This is a genomic window from Curtobacterium sp. KBS0715 (genome assembly GCF_005938005.2).
GTDB classification, from domain to species: Bacteria; Actinomycetota; Actinomycetes; order Actinomycetales; family Microbacteriaceae; genus Curtobacterium; species Curtobacterium flaccumfaciens.
In genome coordinates this window covers 582,734-602,319 of sequence record NZ_VCCA02000001.1, presented here as the reverse complement: position 1 = coordinate 602,319, position 19,586 = coordinate 582,734, and the positions used below count along the sequence as shown (strand labels likewise).

Annotated in this window: 18 protein-coding genes; 8 read left to right on the top strand and 10 right to left on the bottom strand. The window is 67.4% G+C overall.

The features are described 5' to 3' along the window. Positions 1-8: 8 nt before the first annotated feature. The 8 genes from FFG40_RS03020 to dnaA all read right to left on the bottom strand — a co-directional run bounded on the left by FFG40_RS03020 (position 9) and on the right by dnaA (position 11,117). The gene (locus tag FFG40_RS03020) at positions 9-416 is read right to left on the bottom strand and encodes a DUF3566 domain-containing protein (protein WP_027466922.1); all 408 of its coding nucleotides are present in this window, start codon (positions 414-416) and stop codon (positions 9-11) included. Further along, complete coding sequence (gene gyrA, locus FFG40_RS03015) at positions 409-3,066, bottom strand: DNA gyrase subunit A (RefSeq protein ID WP_138802195.1); 2,658 nt, start codon at positions 3,064-3,066, stop codon at positions 409-411. Before gyrA ends, FFG40_RS03020 begins: the two co-directional genes overlap by 8 nt. A gap of 114 nt (positions 3,067-3,180) precedes the next feature. Continuing rightward, on the bottom strand, positions 3,181-5,184 hold the full coding sequence (gene gyrB, locus FFG40_RS03010; RefSeq protein WP_138802194.1) for a DNA topoisomerase (ATP-hydrolyzing) subunit B: 2,004 nt from the start codon (positions 5,182-5,184) through the stop codon (positions 3,181-3,183). 133 nt (positions 5,185-5,317) lie between these two features. After that, entirely contained in the window at positions 5,318-5,818 is a 501-nt protein-coding gene (locus FFG40_RS03005) for a DUF721 domain-containing protein (RefSeq protein WP_138802193.1), read from the bottom strand. Then, a complete protein-coding gene (gene recF, locus FFG40_RS03000; protein WP_260678773.1) occupies positions 5,818-7,119 on the bottom strand; it encodes a DNA replication/repair protein RecF in 1,302 nt (433 codons plus the stop codon). The genes FFG40_RS03005 and recF overlap by 1 nt, the downstream gene beginning before the upstream one ends. 31 nt (positions 7,120-7,150) lie before the next feature. Beyond that, positions 7,151-8,038: a phosphogluconate dehydrogenase (NAD(+)-dependent, decarboxylating) gene (gene gnd / locus FFG40_RS02995; protein ID WP_138802192.1), complete on the bottom strand. Its 888-nt coding sequence runs from the start codon at positions 8,036-8,038 to the stop codon at positions 7,151-7,153. Positions 8,039-8,109: 71 nt separating this feature from the next. Continuing rightward, positions 8,110-9,255 carry a DNA polymerase III subunit beta gene (dnaN, locus tag FFG40_RS02990; RefSeq protein ID WP_027466916.1) on the bottom strand — a complete coding sequence of 382 codons (1,146 nt, stop codon included), beginning with the start codon at positions 9,253-9,255 and terminating at the stop codon, positions 8,110-8,112. Between the two features lie 407 nt (positions 9,256-9,662). Beyond that, positions 9,663-11,117 carry a chromosomal replication initiator protein DnaA gene (dnaA, locus tag FFG40_RS02985; RefSeq protein WP_027466915.1) on the bottom strand — a complete coding sequence of 485 codons (1,455 nt, stop codon included), beginning with the start codon at positions 11,115-11,117 and terminating at the stop codon, positions 9,663-9,665. 511 nt (positions 11,118-11,628) lie between these two features. Between dnaA and rpmH the strand changes: the two genes are divergently transcribed. The 8 genes from rpmH (at position 11,629) to FFG40_RS02945 (ending at position 16,618) form a co-directional block, all read left to right on the top strand. Beyond that, positions 11,629-11,766 carry a 50S ribosomal protein L34 gene (gene rpmH / locus FFG40_RS02980; RefSeq protein ID WP_022889115.1) on the top strand — a complete coding sequence of 46 codons (138 nt, stop codon included), beginning with the start codon at positions 11,629-11,631 and terminating at the stop codon, positions 11,764-11,766. A 47-nt stretch (positions 11,767-11,813) separates the two neighbouring features. Beyond that, positions 11,814-12,164 carry a ribonuclease P protein component gene (rnpA, locus tag FFG40_RS02975; RefSeq protein WP_027466914.1) on the top strand — a complete coding sequence of 117 codons (351 nt, stop codon included), beginning with the start codon at positions 11,814-11,816 and terminating at the stop codon, positions 12,162-12,164. Then, positions 12,161-12,541, top strand: coding sequence for a membrane protein insertion efficiency factor YidD (gene yidD / locus FFG40_RS02970; RefSeq protein ID WP_071248636.1), 381 nt, complete (start codon positions 12,161-12,163; stop codon positions 12,539-12,541). Before rnpA ends, yidD begins: the two co-directional genes overlap by 4 nt. Positions 12,542-12,549: 8 nt before the next feature. Then, the gene (gene yidC / locus FFG40_RS02965; protein WP_111032520.1) at positions 12,550-13,518 is read left to right on the top strand and encodes a membrane protein insertase YidC; all 969 of its coding nucleotides are present in this window, start codon (positions 12,550-12,552) and stop codon (positions 13,516-13,518) included. Further along, a complete protein-coding gene (locus FFG40_RS02960; RefSeq protein WP_071248630.1) occupies positions 13,519-14,019 on the top strand; it encodes a R3H domain-containing nucleic acid-binding protein in 501 nt (166 codons plus the stop codon). Further along, positions 14,016-14,675, top strand: a complete 660-nt coding sequence (gene rsmG, locus FFG40_RS02955) for a 16S rRNA (guanine(527)-N(7))-methyltransferase RsmG (RefSeq protein ID WP_138802191.1) — start codon at positions 14,016-14,018, stop codon at positions 14,673-14,675. The genes FFG40_RS02960 and rsmG overlap by 4 nt, the downstream gene beginning before the upstream one ends. Before the next feature lie 81 nt (positions 14,676-14,756). Then, positions 14,757-15,650 (top strand): ParA family protein, encoded by an 894-nt coding sequence (locus tag FFG40_RS02950; protein WP_313900821.1) that lies wholly within the window; start codon positions 14,757-14,759, stop codon positions 15,648-15,650. Continuing rightward, positions 15,650-16,618, top strand: a complete 969-nt coding sequence (locus FFG40_RS02945; protein WP_138802189.1) for a ParB/RepB/Spo0J family partition protein — start codon at positions 15,650-15,652, stop codon at positions 16,616-16,618. Before FFG40_RS02950 ends, FFG40_RS02945 begins: the two co-directional genes overlap by 1 nt. A gap of 610 nt (positions 16,619-17,228) precedes the next feature. Here FFG40_RS02945 and FFG40_RS02930 read toward each other — a convergent pair. Together FFG40_RS02930 and FFG40_RS02925 are read right to left on the bottom strand one after the other, a co-directional pair. Next, on the bottom strand, positions 17,229-18,191 hold the full coding sequence (locus FFG40_RS02930) for a D-alanine--D-alanine ligase (protein WP_138802187.1): 963 nt from the start codon (positions 18,189-18,191) through the stop codon (positions 17,229-17,231). Positions 18,192-18,251: 60 nt separating this feature from the next. After that, positions 18,252-19,556 (bottom strand): PLP-dependent aminotransferase family protein, encoded by a 1,305-nt coding sequence (locus FFG40_RS02925; protein WP_138802186.1) that lies wholly within the window; start codon positions 19,554-19,556, stop codon positions 18,252-18,254. Positions 19,557-19,586 lie beyond the last annotated feature (30 nt).

Sequence of the window (19,586 nt, the reverse complement as noted above, 5' to 3'; positions counted from 1 at the left end):
CGGGTGTGTCAGTTGTTCGTGAAGCCCACGAGCAGACCGCCCGTGATCCGCACACTGAGGTTGTAGAGCACGCTCACGATGGCGCCGAGCACGGTGCCGACGACCACGTTGAGGATGCCCACGACGATGGAGAACCCGAGCACCTGGCCCAGCGAGAACTGGTCCATGATCGAGTAACTGTTCTGTCCGGTGACGTCCTTCAACAGGGCGTCGACCTGGGTGAACACACCCGTCTGGTTCAGGATGACCCACACCAGTGCCGTGGCGACCACGATCACGATGCTGCCGGCCAGGGCGATGAGGAAGCTCAGCTTCACCATCGACCAGAAGTCGACGTAGACCAGCCGCAACCGCACCTGGCGGGTGCCGACGGGTCGCTTCGCCTTCTTCTGGAGCTTCTCGGCGACACTACTCATTGCTTGACTGGTCCTCTCCGGCCTCGTCTGCGACGGGCTCGGTGTCGATGGGATCAGTGGAATCCGGGGCCGCTTCGGCAGGGCTGACCGTCTCCACCGGGCCCGCGGGCTCGATCTCGGCGTCGTCCTGGTCGTCCAGGTTCCGCTCGGTGTTCCGGGCCACCGCGATGATCCGGTCGTTCTCCGCAAACCTCGCGAAGACGACGCCCATCGTGTCACGGCCCTTGGCAGGGACCTCGGCCACGGCAGACCTTACCACCTTGCCCGATTGCAGCACGACGAGCACCTCGTCGTCCTCGCCGACGATGAGAGCGCCCACAAGGTCGCCCCGGTCGACCGCCAACTTGGCCACCTTGATGCCCAGACCACCACGGCCCTGCACGCGGTACTGGTCGACCGCGGTGCGCTTGGCGTAGCCGCCCTCGGTCATCACCCAGACGAAGCCGTCGTCGGACACGACCCGGGCTGCGAGCAGGGAGTCGCCGTCGCGGAAGGACATGCCCTTCACGCCCGAGGTCGAGCGACCCATCGGACGCAGGGTGTCGTTCGTCGCCGTGAACCGGAGCGACATGCCCTGGCGGGACACCAGGAGCAGGTCGTCGTGCTCGTCGACGAGCAGCGCCTGGCGGAGCTTGTCGCCGTCGCGCAGGTTGATCGCGATGATGCCGCCGGTGCGGTTCGTGTCGTACTCGGTGAGCGCGGTCTTCTTCACCAGGCCGTGCTCGGTCGCGAGGACGAGGTACTGCGCGACCTCGTAGTCGCGGATGTCGAGCACCTGCTGGATCTGCTCGTCGGGCTGCATCGCGAGGAGGTTCGCGACGTGCTGGCCCTTCGCGTCGCGGCCGGCTTCCTGCAGCTCGTACGCCTTCGCGCGGTAGACCCGGCCCTGGTCGGTGAGGAACAGGAGCCAGTGGTGCGTCGTCGTGACGAAGAAGTGCTCGACGATGTCGTCGGCGCGGAGCTGGGCTCCGCGGACGCCTCGGCCGCCGCGGTGCTGCGAGCGGTACTGGTCGCTGCGCGTGCGCTTGACGTAGCCACCGCGGGTGATGGTGACGACCATCTCCTCTTCGGGGATCAGGTCTTCCATCGACATGTCGCCGTCGTAGCCGAACATGATCTCGGTCCGGCGGTCGTCACCGAAGCGGTCGACGATCTCGCTCAGCTCGTCGCGGATGATCGAGCGCTGACGGCTCTCCGACCCGAGGATGTCCTGGAAGTCGGCGATCTTGCGCTCGAGCTCTTCGGCCTCGTCGTGGATCTTCTGACGCTCGAGGGCGGCGAGACGACGGAGCTGCAGCTCGAGGATCGCGCGCGCCTGGATCTCGTCGACGGACAGCAGGTCCATCAGGCCGGTGCGGGCCTCTTCGACGTCGGGCGAGCGACGGATGAGCGCGATGACCTCGTCGAGGGCGTCGAGCGCAGCCAAGTAGCCGCGCAGGATGTGGGCGCGCTTCTCGGCCTCGCGCAGACGGAACTGCGTCCGGCGGACGATGACGTCGACCTGGTGCGCGACCCACGCCGAGATGAAACCGTCGAGCGGCAGGGTGCGGGGCACCCCGTCGACGATCGCGAGCATGTTCGCGCCGAAGTTCTCCTGCAGCTGGGTGTGCTTGTACAGGTTGTTCAGCACGACCTTGGCGACGGCGTCGCGCTTCAGCACGATCACCAGGCGCTGCCCGGTACGGCCCGAGGTCTCGTCACGGATGTCGGCGACACCGGCGAGCTTGCCGTCCTTGACGAGCTCGGCGATCTTGATCGCCAGGTTGTCCGGGTTGACCTGGTACGGCAGCTCGGTGACGACGAGGCAGGTGCGACCCTGGATCTCCTCCACCGAGACGACGGCACGCATCGTGATCGAGCCACGGCCGGTGCGGTAGGCGTCCTGGATGCCCTTGGTGCCGAGCACCTGCGCACCGGTCGGGAAGTCCGGGCCCTTGATGCGCTGCATGAGCGCGGCGAGGAGCTCTTCGCGGGTGGCGTCGGGGTTGTCGAGCGCCCACTTGGCACCCTCGGCGACCTCGCGCAGGTTGTGCGGCGGGATGTTCGTCGCCATGCCGACCGCGATGCCGACCGAGCCGTTGACGAGCAGGTTCGGGAACCGGGCCGGCAGGATCGCCGGCTCCTGGGTGCGGCCGTCGTAGTTGTCCTGGAAGTCGACGGTGTCCTCGTCGATGTCGCGGACCATCTCGAGCGCGAGCGGCGCCATCTTCGTCTCGGTGTACCGCGGGGCGGCAGCACCGTCGTTGCCCGGCGAACCGAAGTTGCCCTGGCCGAGCGCGAGCGGGTAGCGGAGCGACCACGGCTGCACCAGGCGGACCAGGGCGTCGTAGATCGCCGAGTCACCGTGCGGGTGGAACTGGCCCATGACGTCACCGACGACGCGGGAGCACTTCGAGAACGCACGGTCCGGGCGGTAGCCGCCGTCGAACATCGCGTAGATCACACGGCGGTGCACCGGCTTGAGGCCGTCGCGGACCTCCGGCAGGGCACGACCGACGATGACCGACATCGCGTAGTCGAGGTACGAGCGCTGCATCTCGAGCTGCAGGTCGACCTGCGAGATGCGGTCACCGGAGACGACGATGTCCCCGCTGTCGCCGTGGACGATCTCGGGCAGCTCGTCGGCGCCGTTCTCGTTGTCGTCAGCCATGTGGCTTCGTTCCCTTTCTGGACAGCCTGGAGGCTGTGGTTCCGTTGGTCGCGCCGGGCGCGACCACAGGTGGTCAGGACTGGTCGACGCGGCTCACGCCGCGCCTCCTGGCCGTTAGATGTCGAGGAAGCGGACGTCCTTGGCGTTCTGCTGGATGAACTGGCGACGTGCGTCGACGTCCTCACCCATCAGCGTCGAGAAGACGCTGTCCACCGCAGCCGCGTCCTCCAGCGTGACCTGCAGGAGCGTGCGGGTGTCCGGGTTCATCGTGGTGTCCCAGAGCTCCTTGTAGTCCATCTCGCCGAGACCCTTGTAGCGCTGGATCCCGTTGTCCTTCGGGATGCGCTTGCCGGCTGCGAGGCCCGCCTGCATCAGCGCGTCGCGCTCCCGGTCGCTGAAGACGTACTCGTGCGCCGAGTTCGACCACTTCAGGCGGTACAGCGGCGGCTGCGCGAGGTACACGTAGCCGTGCTCGATGAGCGGACGCATGTAGCGGAACAGCAGCGTGAGCAGCAGCGTGGTGATGTGCTGGCCGTCGACGTCGGCATCGGCCATCAGCACGATCTTGTGGTACCGGGCCTTGTCCGGGTCGAAGTCCTCACCGATGCCGGCACCGAACGCCGTGATCATCGACTGGATCTCCTGGTTCGCGAGGGCGCGGTCGAGCCGGGCCTTCTCGACGTTCAGGATCTTGCCACGCAGGGGCAGGATCGCCTGGGTCATCGGGTTGCGGCCCTGCACGGCGGAACCACCGGCGGAGTCACCCTCGACCATGAAGATCTCCGACACCGTCGGGTCCTTCGACTGGCAGTCCTTGAGCTTGCCGGGCATGCCGCCCGACTCGAGCAGCCCCTTGCGGCGGGTGGTCTCGCGTGCCTTGCGGGCCGCGAGCCGAGCCTGCGACGCCTGGATCGCCTTGCGGACGACGTCGCGCGCCTGCGTCGGGTTGCTCTCGAACCAGTGGGTCAGCTCGGTGCCGACGACGCGCTGCACGAACGACTTCGCCTCGGTGTTGCCGAGCTTGGTCTTCGTCTGGCCCTCGAACTGCGGCTCGCCGAGCTTCACGGAGATGACGGCCGTCAGCCCTTCGCGGATGTCGTCACCCGTGAGGTTGTCGTCCTTCTCCTTGATGATCTTCGTCTCGCGCGCGTAGCGGTTGACGAGGGTCGTGAGCGCGGCGCGGAAGCCCTCTTCGTGGGTACCGCCCTCGTGCGTGTTGATCGTGTTCGCGAAGGTGTGGACGCTCTCCTGGTACGAGGTGTTCCACTGCATCGCGACCTCGAGCGCGATCTTGCGCTCCGGGTCCTCGGACTCGAAGCCGATGACGTCCGGGTGGACGAGGTCGGCCTTCTTCTGCGCGTTGATGTACTCGACGTAGTCGGCGAGACCGCGCTCGTACATGAACGTGTCCTTGCGTGCCTCTTCCCCTTCTTCCGGGGTGCGCTCGTCGCGTAGGTTGATCCGCAGGCCCTTGTTGAGGAAGGCCATCTGCTGGAAGCGCGTGCGCAGGGTCTCGTAGTCGAAGACGACGGACTCGAAGATCTCGGCGTTCGGCCAGAACGTGATCGTCGTGCCGGTCTCGTCCGTCGCTTCGTCCTGGGAAACGGGCGCGACGGGCACACCGTCGGTGTAGCTCTGGCGCCAGACGTGGCCCTGCCGACGGACCTCGACGTCGAGCTCGGAGCTCAGCGCGTTCACGACGGACGAACCGACGCCGTGCAGACCACCGGAGACGGCGTAGCCGCCGCCGCCGAACTTGCCGCCGGCGTGCAAGACGGTGAGGACGACCTGCAGGGTCGAGACCCCTTCGGCCGCGTGGACGTCGACCGGGATGCCACGGCCGTTGTCGACGACGCGGACGCCACCGTCTTCACGGATGCTCACGTCGATGGTGTCGCAGTAGCCGGCGAGGGCTTCGTCGACGGAGTTGTCGACGATCTCCTGGACAAGGTGGTGCAGACCACGGGGACCGGTCGAACCGATGTACATACCGGGGCGCTTGCGGACGGCCTCGAGCCCCTCGAGCACCTGAATCTGGTCTGCGCCGTAGGACGGTTCGCTCTGCGGGGTCTCCGCGCCGAGCGGGTTCTGCCGGTCGTCTTCAGATTCTGCTGCCATGTCGAGCGTGCTCCTGCCTGCGCGCGGAACGCCCGCGCACTGCACCTCCCAGTCTACCGCAGAGCCCCCTCTTTCGAGGGCTCATCTGCCCCTCAGACGGGCTTTTCTGGCACTCCAGGATGATTTCGTCGCCTCAACCGTAGGTGTCGCGAGGACCGCGCCCCTGGACCGTCCTGGGGCCGCGTTTCCACGTGGGGGCGTCCGGGCCGGAAACCCTGATCGACTCGACCCCGGCTTCCGGGTGCCGTTCCGCGATGGTCGTCGTGACCGTCGCACGCATGAGTCGGAGCTGGGTCGCCCAGGCCGTCGAGTCGCACCGGATGACGAGTGCGCCGTCCTCGATGGTGACCGGCCGGGAGTGCTTCGCCAGCTCCTCGCCGACCACGCTCGGCCAGTCCACGAAGAGCTCGGAGCGGGCGAGGGGTTCCGTCCAGCCGAGCTCCTGGGCGAGCGAACCGACGATGTCGGCGAGGCCCTTCGGCTCGCGGCCGCGTCCGTACGGCACGGTGTCGGCGTTGAACTCGCGGGCTCGGCGGCGGCGTGCATCGGTGCCGCGCTTGGACGGGTCGCCGAACACCGCGCGCAGGTGGCGGTACACCTGCGAGGGCTCGGTGGGCTTGCGGGGCTTCGGCATCAGGCGTCGGCTCCGGCGGGGCTCGGGTCCGTTGCGCCGGCAGCGTCCGTTGTGCCGGTGGCGTCCGTTGTGCCGGTGGCGTCCGTCTGGTCCCTCCGGTCCGTCGCCGGACTGGAGGCCGGGATCGCGTCCGTCTCGTCGGTCACGATCGTGCCCGCCTCGATCCGCACGGTGTGCGCCGCCAGCTTCGGGGGCACGTCGCCGAACACCGCGGCCGTGATGAGCACCTGCTCGTAGTCGGCGACGGCGTTCGCCAGTCGTTCCCGACGCGATTCGTCGAGCTCGGCGAAGACGTCGTCGAGGATGATGATCGGGTCTCCCAGGTTCGACTCCGCGCGCAGGATCGAGGCGCTCGCGAGCTGGATGGCCAGCGCGAAGGACCAGGATTCGCCGTGACTGGCGTATCCCCGAGCCGGTAACCCGTTCAGCTGGAACAGAACGTCGTCCCGGTGCGGCCCCACGAGGGTGAGTCCGCGATCGAGTTCGTCCCGGCGACGTCGCTCCAGCGCGGCTGCGAAGGCCTCGGCCGCCGACGCGACCGTGACGGGCTCGTCGGGGGTCCCGAGGACGGGATCGGTGGCCGCCGCCGACTCGGGGTCGCCACCACGGATCGACAGGACACCGGTGATCGAGGCGTCGTGGTGCTCGCCGGCGACGGTCGCGTAGGCCTCGGCCACGAAGGGCGCGAGCCGCCGGGTCAGGTGGTCACGTGCCGCGACGATCTCGGCGCCGAGTCCGACGAGCCGGTCGTCCCAGACGTCGAGCGTCGACAGGGCGTTCGCCTTCGCGCCGGTGGCACGGGCTGACTTGAGCAGGGTGTTCCGCTGGCGGAGCGTGCGGTCGTAGTCGGCGAGCACGCCCTGCATCCGCGGCGCGATCTGGCCGAGCAGCTCGTCGAGCATCCGGCGCCGACCGGCCGGCTCGCCTCGGACGAGCGCCAGGTCCTCCGGCGCGAAGAGCACGCTCGTGCAGTAGCGCGGCAGCTCGCGCGGTTTGATCGCGGAGCGGTTCACCTGCGCGCGGTTCGCGCCGGTGCGGTTGATCTGCACCTCGGCGAGGATGCTGCGTTCCTCGTGGGCGAGCCGTGCCCGGACGATCGCGGCGTCACATCCCTGACGGACGAGGGCCGCGTCGGTGGGGACGCGGTGCGAGCCGAGGGTGGACAGGTACCCGATCGCCTCGACCAGGTTGGTCTTGCCCTGTCCGTTGCGCCCGACGAACAGGTTCGGCCCGCGTGCGAGGTCGACGTCCGCCTCCCGGTAGTTCCGGAAGTCGGTCAGTTGGAGATGGTCGACGTGCACGCGGGCCGAGTCCGGGTTCCCCCGGGAAGTCCTAGGACTTCTTGACGGCGTGACCGCCGAACTGGTTGCGGAGCGCCGCGACGGCCTTCATCGTCGGCGAGGCGCTGCCCTGGCGCGAGACGAAGCGCGCGAAGATCGACGCCGAGAGCGCCGGCATCGGCACGGCGAGCTCGATGCCCTCTTCCAGCGTCCAGCGGCCCTCGCCCGAGTCCTCGACGTAGCCCTCGAGCTCGTCGAGCTTCGGGTCCTCGTTCAGCGCGAGCACCATCAGGTCGAGCAGCCAGGAACGGACGACCGTTCCGCGCTGCCAGCCGGCGAACACGGCGGGGACGTCGGTGATCAGGTCCTTGGCCTCGAGGAGCTCGTAGCCCTCGCCGTACGCCTGCATGATCGCGTACTCGATGCCGTTGTGGACCATCTTCGCGTAGTGGCCGGCGCCGATCGGGCCGGCGTGCGAGAAGCCTTCTTCGCGGGGACCCTCGGGGCGCAGCGCGTCGAACACGGGCATCGCGAACTCGACGTCCGCGGCGTCACCGCCGACCATCAGGCCGTAGCCGTTGTCCTTGCCCCAGACACCACCGGAGACGCCGGCGTCCATGTAGCGGATGCCGCGCGCACCGAGCTGCTCGGCGTGCGTGGTGTCGTCCAGCCACTTCGAGTTGCCACCGTCGATGACCAGGTCGCCCTCGCTGAGGACGCCGGCCAGGTCGGTGATCACGTCGTCGGTGATCTTGCCGTGCGGGACCATGACCCACACGAGACGCTTGCCCTCCGGGAGGGCAGCGGCGAGGGCGCCGAGGTCGGCGACGTCCGAGACGGCGGGGTTGGCGTCGTACCCGGTGACCTCGATACCTGCGTTGCGGAGACGGGCACGCATGTTGTTGCCCATGCGACCAAGGCCGACAAGACCGATGTGCATGATTTCCTCTTCTGTTCGTCGTCGCGCTGATGCTGCCGGTGGTGTGCGCCAGCGCAGGTTGCCTGTTGCGCCTATCGCAGCAGCAGGTTCGGCTGCAGCAGGTACCGGTATCCATCGGTCGCTGCGGCCTCTTGCGAAGTCTGGCCGGTGATCAGCACCGGGCCCGGCTTGTTGGGGTTCTCCGTCTTGGTGAAGGAGATGCGGACGAACTCGGAGTGCACCGCGTTCAGTCCGTCCAGGAGGAAGGCGGGCTTCAACGAGACCACCGTTTCCTCGCCGGTCAACAACGCACTGATCGACTCTGACGCCTGCGCTTGTTCGGATCCGATCGCCTCGAGCGTGAGCCCGTCGACCGTGAAGGAGAACCGGAGCGCCGCTTCGCGCTCCAGGACGAGGGAGACCCGTCGGACCGCCTCGACGAGCTCCGCGGTGTTGATCACCGCGTGGTCGTTGACGGTCTCGGGGAAGAGCCGGCGGACCGGCGGGTAGTTGCCCTTGATGAGCAACGACGTCACGGTCTTGTCGTCGGCGTGGAACGCGATGAGCTCGCGATCGGAGTTGCCGCTGATCGACACCGACACCGTCGACGCCGAACCGAACGTGCGGCCGACCTCCTGCAGGGTGCGGGCCGGGACCAGTGCGTGCAGGGGGTCCGAGCCGACTCGGCCGGAGTCCCACGCGATGGTGCGGACGGCGACGCGGTAGCGGTCCGTCGCGATGAGGGAGAGGTCGTTGTCGCCGACCTCGAGCTGCACGCCCGTGATGACGGGGGTGACGTCGTCGCGGCTGGCGGCGACGGCGACCTGGGACACGGCTTCGGAGAACGCGTCGCCGGGGATCACACCGGTCTGCGGCCCGATCTCCGGCAGCGTCGGGTACTCCTCGACCGGCATGGACAGCAACGTGAAGTGCGCCGACCCGCAGGAGACGGAGATCTTGGCGTCCTCGGTGGTGAACGACACGGGGGCGTTCGGCAGCCGGCTCGCGATGTCGTTCAGGAGTCGACCGGAGACCAGGACCGTGCCCGGCTCGTCGATCTGGGCCGAGATGGACGTCTGCGCCGACACCTCGTAGTCGAACGACGAGAGCGTCAGACGATCTCCGTCGGCGTGGATCAGGACGCCCGAGAGGATCGGGAGGGTCGTGCGCTGCGGGAGGAGCTTCACTGCGAAGGAGACGGCTTCGGAGAAGACGTCCCGGTTGACCTCGAACTTCACAGCTGGAACCCCTGTCGATCGGCTTGGACTGTCCGGCCGCCCCATTCTGGCACAGGCGGACGGGGGCCGGATTTCTTGTCATCCCGCCGTCCACAAGGTTGTCCCGCAGAGATTGATCGTTAACCAGGAGTAATGGTGTTAACGCCTGTGCACACTGTGGATAACCCTGTGCATCCCGCTCCGCAGTAGGGAACTACACGCTTGTGACTTGTGAGCGGTGTGTGAGCGTTAACGGGATGAATGAAACTCATCTATCCACTTCCATCCCCAGTCTCCACAGGTGACCCCCCACCTGTGTACAACCGGGCGGCGTGTCCTCCACAGTTATCCACAGGCTATCCACACTGTGAGAAGTCCGGCCCATGGAACCGTCTCAGATGGTGGATGGGGCCGGGAACGGGCCGATCTCAGCGGTAGCGGCGGTCTTGCTTGATGCGGCTGGTGAGCTCGGTGACCTGGTTGTAGATCGACCGACGCTCCTTCATCAGCTCGGTGATCTTCTTGTTCGCGTACATCACGGTGGTGTGGTCGCGGTTGCCGAACAGCTGCCCGATCTTGGGCAGGGACAGGCTCGTCAGCTCGCGGCACAGGTACATCGCGATCTGTCGTGCCGTGGCGATCGCCTGCGAGCGGGACGACCCGTACAGGTCGTCGACGGAGAGCTTGAAGTACTCCGCGGTGTGGTTGATGATGTCCGTCGGCGCGACGACGTTGTCCTCGTCGAGGGTGATCAGGTCCTTGAGGACCGTCTGCACCAGGGCCATGTCCACGGCCGTCCGGTTCAGGCTCGCGAACGCGGTGACCCGGATCAGGGTGCCCTCGAGCTCGCGGATGTTGCTCGACACCTTCGACGCCATGAACTCGAGGATGTCGTCGGGCACCTGCAGGTGGTCGGACTGTGCCTTCTTGCGGAGGATCGCGATGCGCGTCTCGAGCTCGGGTGCCTGCACGTCGGTGATCAGGCCCCACTCGAAGCGCGATCGCATCCGGTCCTCGAACCCGGTCAGGTGCTTCGGCGCGACGTCGGACGTGATGACGACCTGCTTGTTGTGGTCGTGCAGGGTGTTGAAGGTGTGGAAGAAGGCCTCCTGCGTGGAGTCCTTCCCCTGCAGGAACTGGATGTCGTCGATCAGCAGGATGTCGATGTCGCGGTACCGCTGCTGGAACTGGTTCGAGCGGTTGTTCGCGATCGAGTTGATGAAGTCGTTGGTGAACTCCTCGCTCGACACGTACCGGACGCGGATCCCCGGGTAGAGGCTCTCGGCGTAGTGCCCGATGGCGTGGAGCAGGTGGGTCTTGCCCAGCCCGGAGTCCCCGTAGATGAAGAGCGGGTTGTAGGCCTTGGCCGGTGCCTCGGCGACGGCGACCGCTGCGGCGTGGGCGAACCGGTTCGACGACCCGATGACGAAGTTGTCGAAGTTGTACTTGGGGTTGAGCCGCGACTCGGGGCGCCCGCTGGTTCCGGGAGAGTCGATCTGGCTCGGCACGAACGGTGCCTCGATGTACTGGCGCGGAGCGGCACTCTGCTCGACGGCTTCCTGCACGGGCTCGGCGTACTCGGGCACGTTCGGGTCCACCCGCGGCTCCGAGGCCATGTCGGGGTTGACCGTGATCGCGAAGTTCGCGACCGAGTCGTCACCGATGCGGGCGACCGCCTCGGTGATCGGGATGCGGATGCGCTGTTCGAGCATGCCCCGGGTCAGGTCGTTCGGCACCTCGAGGTACAGGGTGCCGGCGAGCACGCCCTTCGGCTCGACCAGGTTCAGGAACCCGTGGAGCTGCGGCGTGATGCGGGGGTCCTCGGCGAGGAGTCCGAGTACGGATGACCAGAGGTCCTCGACGGGGTCGGCCGGCATCGTCATGTCGCGCTCGTCTCCAGGGGTCGTGTCGTGCGTTCGCTGCCGGACGAGGGTGCGTCCTGCGGGGTCGGACATGCGGTGGCGTCCTCGGGGACCGCACTCGGGACCAGGTCGTCGCCGGCGGATCGGTGGCTCCGGGGGCTTCGTCGACGCCTCGTTGCCGCGGACGTTCCCACAGGGTTGTCCACAGTGTTGTCCACGACCACCTCGAGCCGTCTGACAGGAGTACTTCCCTGTCGTACCGGCCATCGGGGGGATCGATCACACCACTGTAAAGGACCGGACCGAGTCCCACCGAACGGAAGTTGTCCCCAATGTGGAGAATGGGCTCGAGAGGCGCCAGGCCCGGCGGGGACGGCGTGACCGATCCAGGCGGGGTTTGACCTGCTCGCCGCTGTCACGTACCGTTAACCAGTTGACTGCGGCCCTTTGGTCGCGCCCATCTGCGTCGTTCGACACCCGGACGGCTACACATACGTGACGGCTCGCCGCGAGCAGCCGTGTGGAGAACATCATGAGCAAGCGCACCTTCCAGCCGAACAACCGCCGCCGCGCCAAGAAGCACGGCTTCCGCCTCCGCATGCGGACGCGTGCCGGCCGCGCCATCCTGTCGGCGCGTCGCGCCAAGGGCCGTACCGAGCTCTCGGCCTGATCAGGCTCATCGCCTGATCCGGTCCTCGGTCTGACCCCGGCGTCGCAGTGTTGGCCAGCGCCAACCGCATCGTGCGCGGGGATGACTACCGGAACGTCGTGCGTCGTGGTCGCAAGAGCGCCACGGCGCACGTCGTCGTGTCCGTGGTCCGTCAGCCGGCAGATCGCAACGGACCGACGCGGTTCGGCTTCATCGTCGCGAAGACGGTGGGCAACGCCGTGACCCGGAACCTGATCCGGCGGCGGCTCAAGGCGATCGCGCACGACCTGCTCGTCGAGTGCCCTCAGGGCTTCGACGTGGTGGTCCGTGTACTGCCAGCCGCATCGCAGGCCGGATGGCCTACCCTGCTCGAAGACGTCACGCGCTCCTTCGCGCGCGGGGTGGAGAAGGCAGCATGAACCGCACTCTGTGGACCCGGCTCGCCTGGGTCATCGCGTTGCTCCCACGCAACGCGTGCGTCGTCGTGCTCCGGGCCTACCGTGCGGTGATCTCCCCGCTGTACGGCAACGTCTGCCGCTACCACCCGTCGTGCTCCCGGTACGCCCTCGAGGCGATCCAGCAGTACGGCGTCGTGCGCGGATCCGCCATGGGCGCCTGGCGCATCGCCCGTTGCAACCCCTGGGCTGCTGGCGGCATCGACGACGTCAAGGAACGCCGTCACCCGTTCGTCGTCAACCGGTTCGGGTTCGTCCTCGCGCCGATCCCGCAGCAGCCGCACCCCGCGGTCGGAACGGTTCGGCCGGTCCTGCTCCCCCAGCGCACTCGAAAGGCGTAGCCGTCCCCATGGACATCATCGGAACGATCCTCTGGCCGCTCAAATGGGTGGTCTCGGCCATCCTCGTCGGCTTCCACTGGATCTTCGAGAGCATCGGCATGGACCCGAACGAGGGCATCACGTGGGTGCTCTCGATCATCTTCCTGACGTTCGTCGTCCGCGCAGCGTTGATCCCGATCTTCGTCCGGCAGATCAAGTCGCAGCGCCGCATGCTCGAGGTCGCGCCGCAGCTGAAGAAGATCCAGGACAAGTACAAGGGCAAGAAGGACCAGTTCTCGCGTGAGGCCATGAGCCGCGAGACGATGGCGCTCTACAAGGAGACCGGGACCAACCCGCTCAGCTCCTGCCTGCCGCTGCTGCTGCAGATGCCGATCTTCTTCTCGCTGTACTCGGTGCTGCACGAGGCCCAGATCAACAAGACGGGCATCGGCCTGCTGACGAACGACCTCGCGGCGTCGTTCGGCAACGCGGCCCTGTTCGGCGCTCCCCTGCACGAGACGTTCACGAACGCCTCCGGGTGGGAGGTCCGTGCGATCGCGGGCTTCATGATCGTCGTGATGACGGCGTCGCAGTTCATCACGCAGCTGCAGCTCGTCGCCAAGAACATGTCGCCGGAGACCAAGGAGTCTCCGATGTACCGCCAGCAGAAGATGATGCTGTACATCCTCCCGCTGGTCTTCGTGATCTCGGGTCTGAGCTTCCCCCTCGGCGTCATGTTCTACTGGCTGGCCTCGAACCTCTGGACGATGGCGCAGCAGTACTTCGTCATCCGCAGCATGCCGACTCCCGGCTCCGAAGCCGCTCTGGCTCGTGAAGCCCGCCTGGCCAAGAAGGCACAGCGTCGCGGGACCGCCACCCCGGTCCTCGCCGAGGCCGGTGCCGGCGCCGGTGCGACGGAGATCGAGCCCGTGCGCGTCACCACCCAGCGTCAGCAGCCGGTCGGCAAGCAGCGCCAGAAGAAGAACGGGAAGAAGTAAGTGACCGAGCAGGACACCGCAGGCGCCGTCGAGACGACGGACACCGAGACCGAGGACGCCCGCGACGAAGCGGACATCGCGGCGGACTACATCGAGGAACTCCTCGACATCTGCGACCTCGATGGCGACATCGAGATCGAGGAACGCGCCGGTCGCGTGTACTTGTCGGTCACCGATGACGGCGAGGCACTCCGCGTGCTGTCGAAGCCCGACACCGTGACGGCGCTGCAGGAGCTCACGCGGATCGCCGTGCAGGCCGAGACCGGCGAGTTCAGCCGGCTGATCCTCGACGTCGGTGGCTCGCGGGATGCCCGTGCTGACGAGCTGCAGCGGCTCGTGGACACCGCTGTCGAGCGCATCGAAGCCGGTTCGTCGTCGGCTGCGCTCCCCCCGATGTCGTCGTACGAGCGCAAGCTCGTCCACGACCTGGTCGCTGAGAAGGGCTTCCACTCGGAGTCCGAGGGTGAGGGTCGGGACCGCCACACGGTCGTCACCCGATGACGGATGCACCCGTTCCGACCGAGGCAGCACCGGTGCTCGAGGCTGAGCCCGCGGCCGCTGCAGTACTCTTCGGTGACCAGATCGAGGGTGCGCGCTCGTTCACGAACGAACTTGCGCGACGGGGTGAGGAGCTGGGCCTGATCGGCCCGCTCGAATTGCCCCGTCTCTGGACGCGACACATCCTCAATTCCGCCTTGCTGGCGCCCCTCCTGGAGGCCGGTGGTCGCGTTGCTGACGTCGGCTCGGGTGCAGGGTTGCCGGGTCTTGTGCTCGCGATCGCCCGTCCTGACGTCGAATTCGTCCTCATCGAGCCGATGGAGCGGCGGACGGATTGGCTTCATGCCGAGTCCGATCGTCTCGGACTGCAGAACGTCACGGTGCTCCGCGGGCGTGCTGAGGACGTCGCTGACGACGTCGTCGTCGACCAGGTCACCGCACGGGCCGTGAGTGCCCTGTCGAAGCTCATCCCGCTCACCGTGCCCCTGGTGCGCTCGGGCGGGCAGCTCATCCTGATGAAGGGTGCGCGGGTCGACGAAGAGATCGAGAAGGCCCGAAAGGTCATCCTTCGGAAGCGCCTCTCTGATGTCGAGGTGCTCGAGCTCGGAGAAGGTGTTGTCGACGAGACCACCCGCGTCTTCCGGGCTACAGTTGACTGACGCTGCGGCTCGGGCCGGGACATCCGGCCGCCAGTGGCTCCGCGTTCCACGTGAAACATCGAACCGGGGAAGAGGCACTCGTTGAGTTCATCGACCGACTACGACGCGTCGACACCGCTCGCTCGCGAGATCGCCGACCTGAACCGTCGCCGGCGTGCGATCGCCACGCAACAGTTCCCGCTGCCTTCTGAGACACGGATCATCACAGTCTCGAACCAAAAGGGTGGCGTCGGCAAAACGACGACGACGGTGAACCTGGCCGCTGGTCTCGCGCATGGTGGCGCTCGGGTGCTGGTGATCGACCTCGACCCGCAGGGCAACGCCTCGACGGCGCTGGGCGTGGACCACCAGGCGGAGGTCGCGAGCATCTACGACGTGATCGTCGATGAAGCACCGATGGCCGATACCGTGCAGGCCTCCCCCGAGTCGGACACGCTCTGGTGCGTTCCGGCCACCATCCACCTTGCCGGTGCCGAGATCGAACTCGTTTCACTGGTGGCCCGCGAGCAGCGCCTCCGGACTGCACTCGACATGTACCTGCAGTCGTTGGACGAGCCGTACCACTACGTCTTCATCGACTGCCCGCCGTCGCTGGGCCTCTTGACGATCAATGCCTTCGTGGCTGCGCAAGAGGTCCTCATCCCGATCCAGTGCGAGTACTACGCGCTCGAAGGACTGAGCCAGCTGCTGCGGAACATCGAACTGATCGAACGGCACCTCAACCCGAACCTCCGGGTCTCGACGATCCTCCTGACCATGTACGACAGCCGCACGAACCTGTCGAACCAGGTGGCGAACGACGTCCGTGAGCACTTCGGGGAACAGGTGCTGAAGGCCATGATCCCCCGCTCCGTCCGAGTGAGCGAAGCACCGAGCTACGGCCAGAGTGTCGTCGCCTACGACGTGAACTCCACCGGGTCGCTGTCCTACCTGGAAGCGGCCGCCGAGATCGCAGCACGAGGAGCGAAGCACTGATGGCACCGAAGCGAACCGGACTCGGACGAGGCATCGGCGCCCTGATCCCGACAGCGACCGATCAGCAGGACCGTCCCGTCGACGTGTTCTTCCCGACAGGAGGCTCGCCGGCATCCGCGCCGACGGCGGATGACCTGGTGGCCGTGCCGGGAGCACGTCTCGCCAACCTCAATCCGCTCGACGTGATCCCGAACGCCCAGCAGCCGCGGAAGGAGTTCCGCGAGGAGGAGCTTCAGGAGCTCGTCCACTCGATCCGTGAGATCGGCGTGCTGCAGCCCATCGTCGTCCGGCCGATCCCCGGCGCGACGGGTACCGAGCCCCAGTACGAGCTCATCATGGGTGAGCGTCGCCTGCGTGCCACGAAGGAACTCGGCCTGAGCACGATCCCGGCGATCGTGAAGGACACCCCCGACGACGCGATGCTGCGCGATGCACTGCTGGAGAACCTCCACCGTGCGCAGCTCAACCCACTCGAGGAGGCGTCTGCGTACCAGCAACTCCTCGCCGACTTCGGGATCACCCAGGAACAGCTCGGGCAGCGCATCGGTCGATCGCGCCCGCAGATCACGAACACGATCCGACTCCTGCGGCTCCCCTCCCCCGTGCAGCGGCGGGTGGCCGCAGGCGTGCTCTCTGCCGGACATGCTCGCGCCATCCTCGCCGCTCCGGACGCCGAGGCGATGGAGTACTTGGCCGAGAAGATCGTCAATGAGGACCTGTCCGTCAGGGCTGCTGAGGCCATCGCGCAGCAGCTGGCGGCCAAGACGCCGCCGGCGAAGCCGAAGGCCGAGCCGTCCAAGCGCCAGGCACACTTCAACGATCTCGCTGAGCGGCTCGGCGACCGCCTGAACACGCGGGTGAAGATCGCAGTCGGTGCTCGCAAGAGTTCCGTGACGATCGACTTCGCGAACGGCGACGACCTCAACCGGATCCTCGGCGAACTCGGAGTGCAGGACCTCAAGGGCTGAAACCATTGCTGTGCGGCCCTGTGCGGCCGTCTGAGCCCCTGTAACGGCCAGCCCGGGTGCGGACATGGGTGGGTGGTTTCAGCGGCCCCAGTGGCTGCGCAGCTCGCTCGGTCGTCGTTGCTCCAGTCGTGACCGCAGTCTGCCTCGGGTGAGATGGCGGTGTCGTGACCAACAGCGGCTCGGCCTTCATGCCAGCGCGCCGAGGGATGTTCTACCGGGCTGTTGATCCGAGGTTCTGCCCGTTCGCTGTCGCGGGATCTCGGTCGTCGGGTGGGAACGCGAGGGCCCAGCAGCCTACGTTGTGCCGCAGCTCCTCAGCTGTCGGAGTCCGTGCCGCGATGTTCGCCCACAATGACGTCCGGTGTGTAACGGTGGAGATCATCGCGATCGACGTCTAGGTCGGAGGGAAACCTCGACCCATCGCGGAAGAGCCCGGGCCTCAGGCACCTGGTGCTGTTCCGATGGAACGCGGAGGACACGCCTGCGTCAATCTGCTCGACACACACCCTCCGGCGAGTGAGGCGACGTTCCACGTGGAACATCGGAGCTCGCGTGCAGAACAGGCGGGGCACGAGATGCCGGTGTTCCACGTGGAACATCGGCTGCAGGGTCAGGCGCGATGGTCGCGGATCGCCTGCTCGGCGAGCTCGGCGTAGGTCCAGCCGAGATCGAAACCGGACGCCGACAGCGCCTGCGGCAGCAGTGACGTCTCGGTGAGCCCGGGGAGAACGTTCGCCTCGAGGAACCAGGGCGTCCCGGCCCCGTCGATGATCAGGTCGACGCGGGACAGGTGGCGGAGTCCCAGGGCTGCGTGCGCTGCGACCGCAGCCGCCGCGGCTGCTCCGGCGAACTCGCCCGAGAGCCGCGCGGGCGTGTAGAAGGTCGTCTCCCCCGCGTTGTAGCGCGCCTCGAACCCGTAGATGCCGTTCCGCGGCACGATCTCAACAGCGGAGAGCGCCACGGGGCCGTCCCCGGTGTCGATGATCCCCACGGCGACCTCGGTGCCGCGGATGAGCTGCTCGACCACGACGTCGTCGCAGTACGTGTAAGCCGCCACCATGGCCCGGGGCAGGTCCTTGACGTCGTCGACCAGGGTCACGCCCTGTGCACTCCCGCCTCGCGCGGGCTTCACGGCGAGCGGCACCGGGTGCTCGGTGGCGATGGCCTCGAGGACACCGACGGCACCGAGCTCGCGGAAGACGTCGTGGGACAGCGTCACGGACCGTGGCGTTCGGACGCCGGCGCGGGCGACCAGCGCTGACGCCGTGGGCTTGTCCCATGCCAACCGGGCCGACGTCGACCGTGAGCCGACGAACGGGATGTCCACGGCCTCCAGGATGCCCCGCAGGGCCCCGTCCTCACCGGAGGCGCCGTGCAGCGCCGGCCACACGACGTCCGGGCGTGATTCGGCGAGAGCCGGCAGGAGCATCGCGTCAGCATCGCGCAGGTCGACCTGCCAGCCGTAGCCGGTCAGTGAATCGGCGACCCGACGGCCGGAGCGGAGGGAAACATCGCGCTCGTGCGAGATGCCTCCGGCTACGACGACGACGTGACGACGGGTGAGCTCGGCCATGCGGGGTCCTCCGGTGTGGAACTGCGGTGCTGTGCGAGCAGCACTGAGGAAAAGCGCTGATCAGGAGATGTTCGGCGGCGGTGCGCTGACCGACGACGTCTGGCGGACCACGGTGTTCGGACGGGTCGTCGGGCCGAACGTCTCGATCAGTTCGAGTTCGTCGTTGACGACGTTGGCCAGACGCTTGACCCCCACCCGGATCTGCTCCGGCGTGGGGTAGCAGAACGACAGGCGGATGTGTCCGCCTCCGCGCCCGTCGGCGTAGAAGGCCGTCCCCGGGGTGTACGCCACGAGCTCCTTGACCGCGCGCGGCAGCATGCCCTTGGAGTCGAGGGACTCGGGGAGGGTGAGCCACACGAAGAAGCCACCGTTCGGCTTGGTCCAGGACAGGTCGGGCAGGAATTCCCCCAGCGCGGACAGCATGGCGTCACGGCGCTCGGCGTAGATGCCCCGGAAGGTGTCGACCTGGCCCTTCCAGTCGGCCGCGTCGAGGTACGCGTTCACGACGTACTGGCCGAAGGAGTTCGGCGCGAGCACGGCCGACTCGTTGGCGAGCACGAGCTTCTCGCGGATGGCGTGCGGCGCGAGGGCCCAGCCCACGCGGAAGCCCGGTGCGAGGGTCTTCGAGAAGGAGCCGAGGTACACCACGCCCTCTTCGTCGATCGATCGGATCGCCTGCGGCGCCGGCTCGTCGAACCACAGGAGCCCGTACGGGTTGTCCTCGAGCACGAGGATGTTGTTCGACCGGCAGATGTCGAGCACCTCGATGCGGCGCTCACGGCTCATCGTGACGCCGGCCGGGTTGTGGAAGTTCGGGATCGTGTAGAGGAACTTGATCCGCTTGCCCTGGGTGCGGAGGTTCGCGATGGCCTCGCGCAGGGCCTCCGGGACGAGACCGAGCTCGTCCGTCGTCACGTGTACCGTCTCGGCCTGGTACGACCGGAAGACGCCGATCGCGCCCACGTAGGACGGCGACTCGGCGAGCACGACGTCGCCCGGATCGATGAACAGCCGTGTGACGAGGTCGAGGGCGTGCTGCGAGCCCGTGGTGACCACGACGTCCTCGGCGCTGGCACGGATGCCCTCGAGACTCATGACGTCCACGATGTGCTCACGGAGGGACCGCAGGCCCTGTCCGCCGCCGTACTGGAGCGCCATGGCGGAGTGCTCGTTCATCACACGGTCCAGGGAGCCCGTGACGAGCTCTCTGGGGAGCGCGGAGACGAACGGCATGCCGCCGGCCAGCGAGACCACTTCGGGGCGCGAGGCGACGGCGAACAAGGCTCGGACCTCGGAGGCGCTCAGCCCGGCGGTGCGCTGGGCGTAGGAGTCGTACCAGGGGTCGAGGCTGTTGCCGTTCGTCATCGAGTGCTCCGTTCAGTGGGACATTCCCGC

Bases quoted from the DNA above. Each gene is read 5' to 3' on its own strand.
- FFG40_RS02930 (WP_138802187.1), bottom strand. From the start codon at position 18,191: ATGGCCGAGCTCACCCGTCGTCACGTCGTCGTCGTAGCCGGAGGCATC.
- gyrA (WP_138802195.1), bottom strand. From the start codon at position 3,066: ATGGCTGACGACAACGAGAACGGCGCCGACGAGCTGCCCGAGATCGTC.
- gnd (WP_138802192.1), bottom strand. From the start codon at position 8,038: ATGCACATCGGTCTTGTCGGCCTTGGTCGCATGGGCAACAACATGCGT.
- gyrB (WP_138802194.1), bottom strand. From the start codon at position 5,184: ATGGCAGCAGAATCTGAAGACGACCGGCAGAACCCGCTCGGCGCGGAG.
- yidC (WP_111032520.1), top strand. From the start codon at position 12,550: ATGGACATCATCGGAACGATCCTCTGGCCGCTCAAATGGGTGGTCTCG.
- dnaA (WP_027466915.1), bottom strand. From the start codon at position 11,117: ATGACGATGCCGGCCGACCCCGTCGAGGACCTCTGGTCATCCGTACTC.
- FFG40_RS03020 (WP_027466922.1), bottom strand. From the start codon at position 416: ATGAGTAGTGTCGCCGAGAAGCTCCAGAAGAAGGCGAAGCGACCCGTC.
- FFG40_RS02945 (WP_138802189.1), top strand. From the start codon at position 15,650: ATGGCACCGAAGCGAACCGGACTCGGACGAGGCATCGGCGCCCTGATC.
- yidD (WP_071248636.1), top strand. From the start codon at position 12,161: ATGAACCGCACTCTGTGGACCCGGCTCGCCTGGGTCATCGCGTTGCTC.
- rsmG (WP_138802191.1), top strand. From the start codon at position 14,016: ATGACGGATGCACCCGTTCCGACCGAGGCAGCACCGGTGCTCGAGGCT.
- FFG40_RS02925 (WP_138802186.1), bottom strand. From the start codon at position 19,556: ATGACGAACGGCAACAGCCTCGACCCCTGGTACGACTCCTACGCCCAG.
- FFG40_RS03005 (WP_138802193.1), bottom strand. From the start codon at position 5,818: ATGCCGAAGCCCCGCAAGCCCACCGAGCCCTCGCAGGTGTACCGCCAC.
- rpmH (WP_022889115.1), top strand. From the start codon at position 11,629: ATGAGCAAGCGCACCTTCCAGCCGAACAACCGCCGCCGCGCCAAGAAG.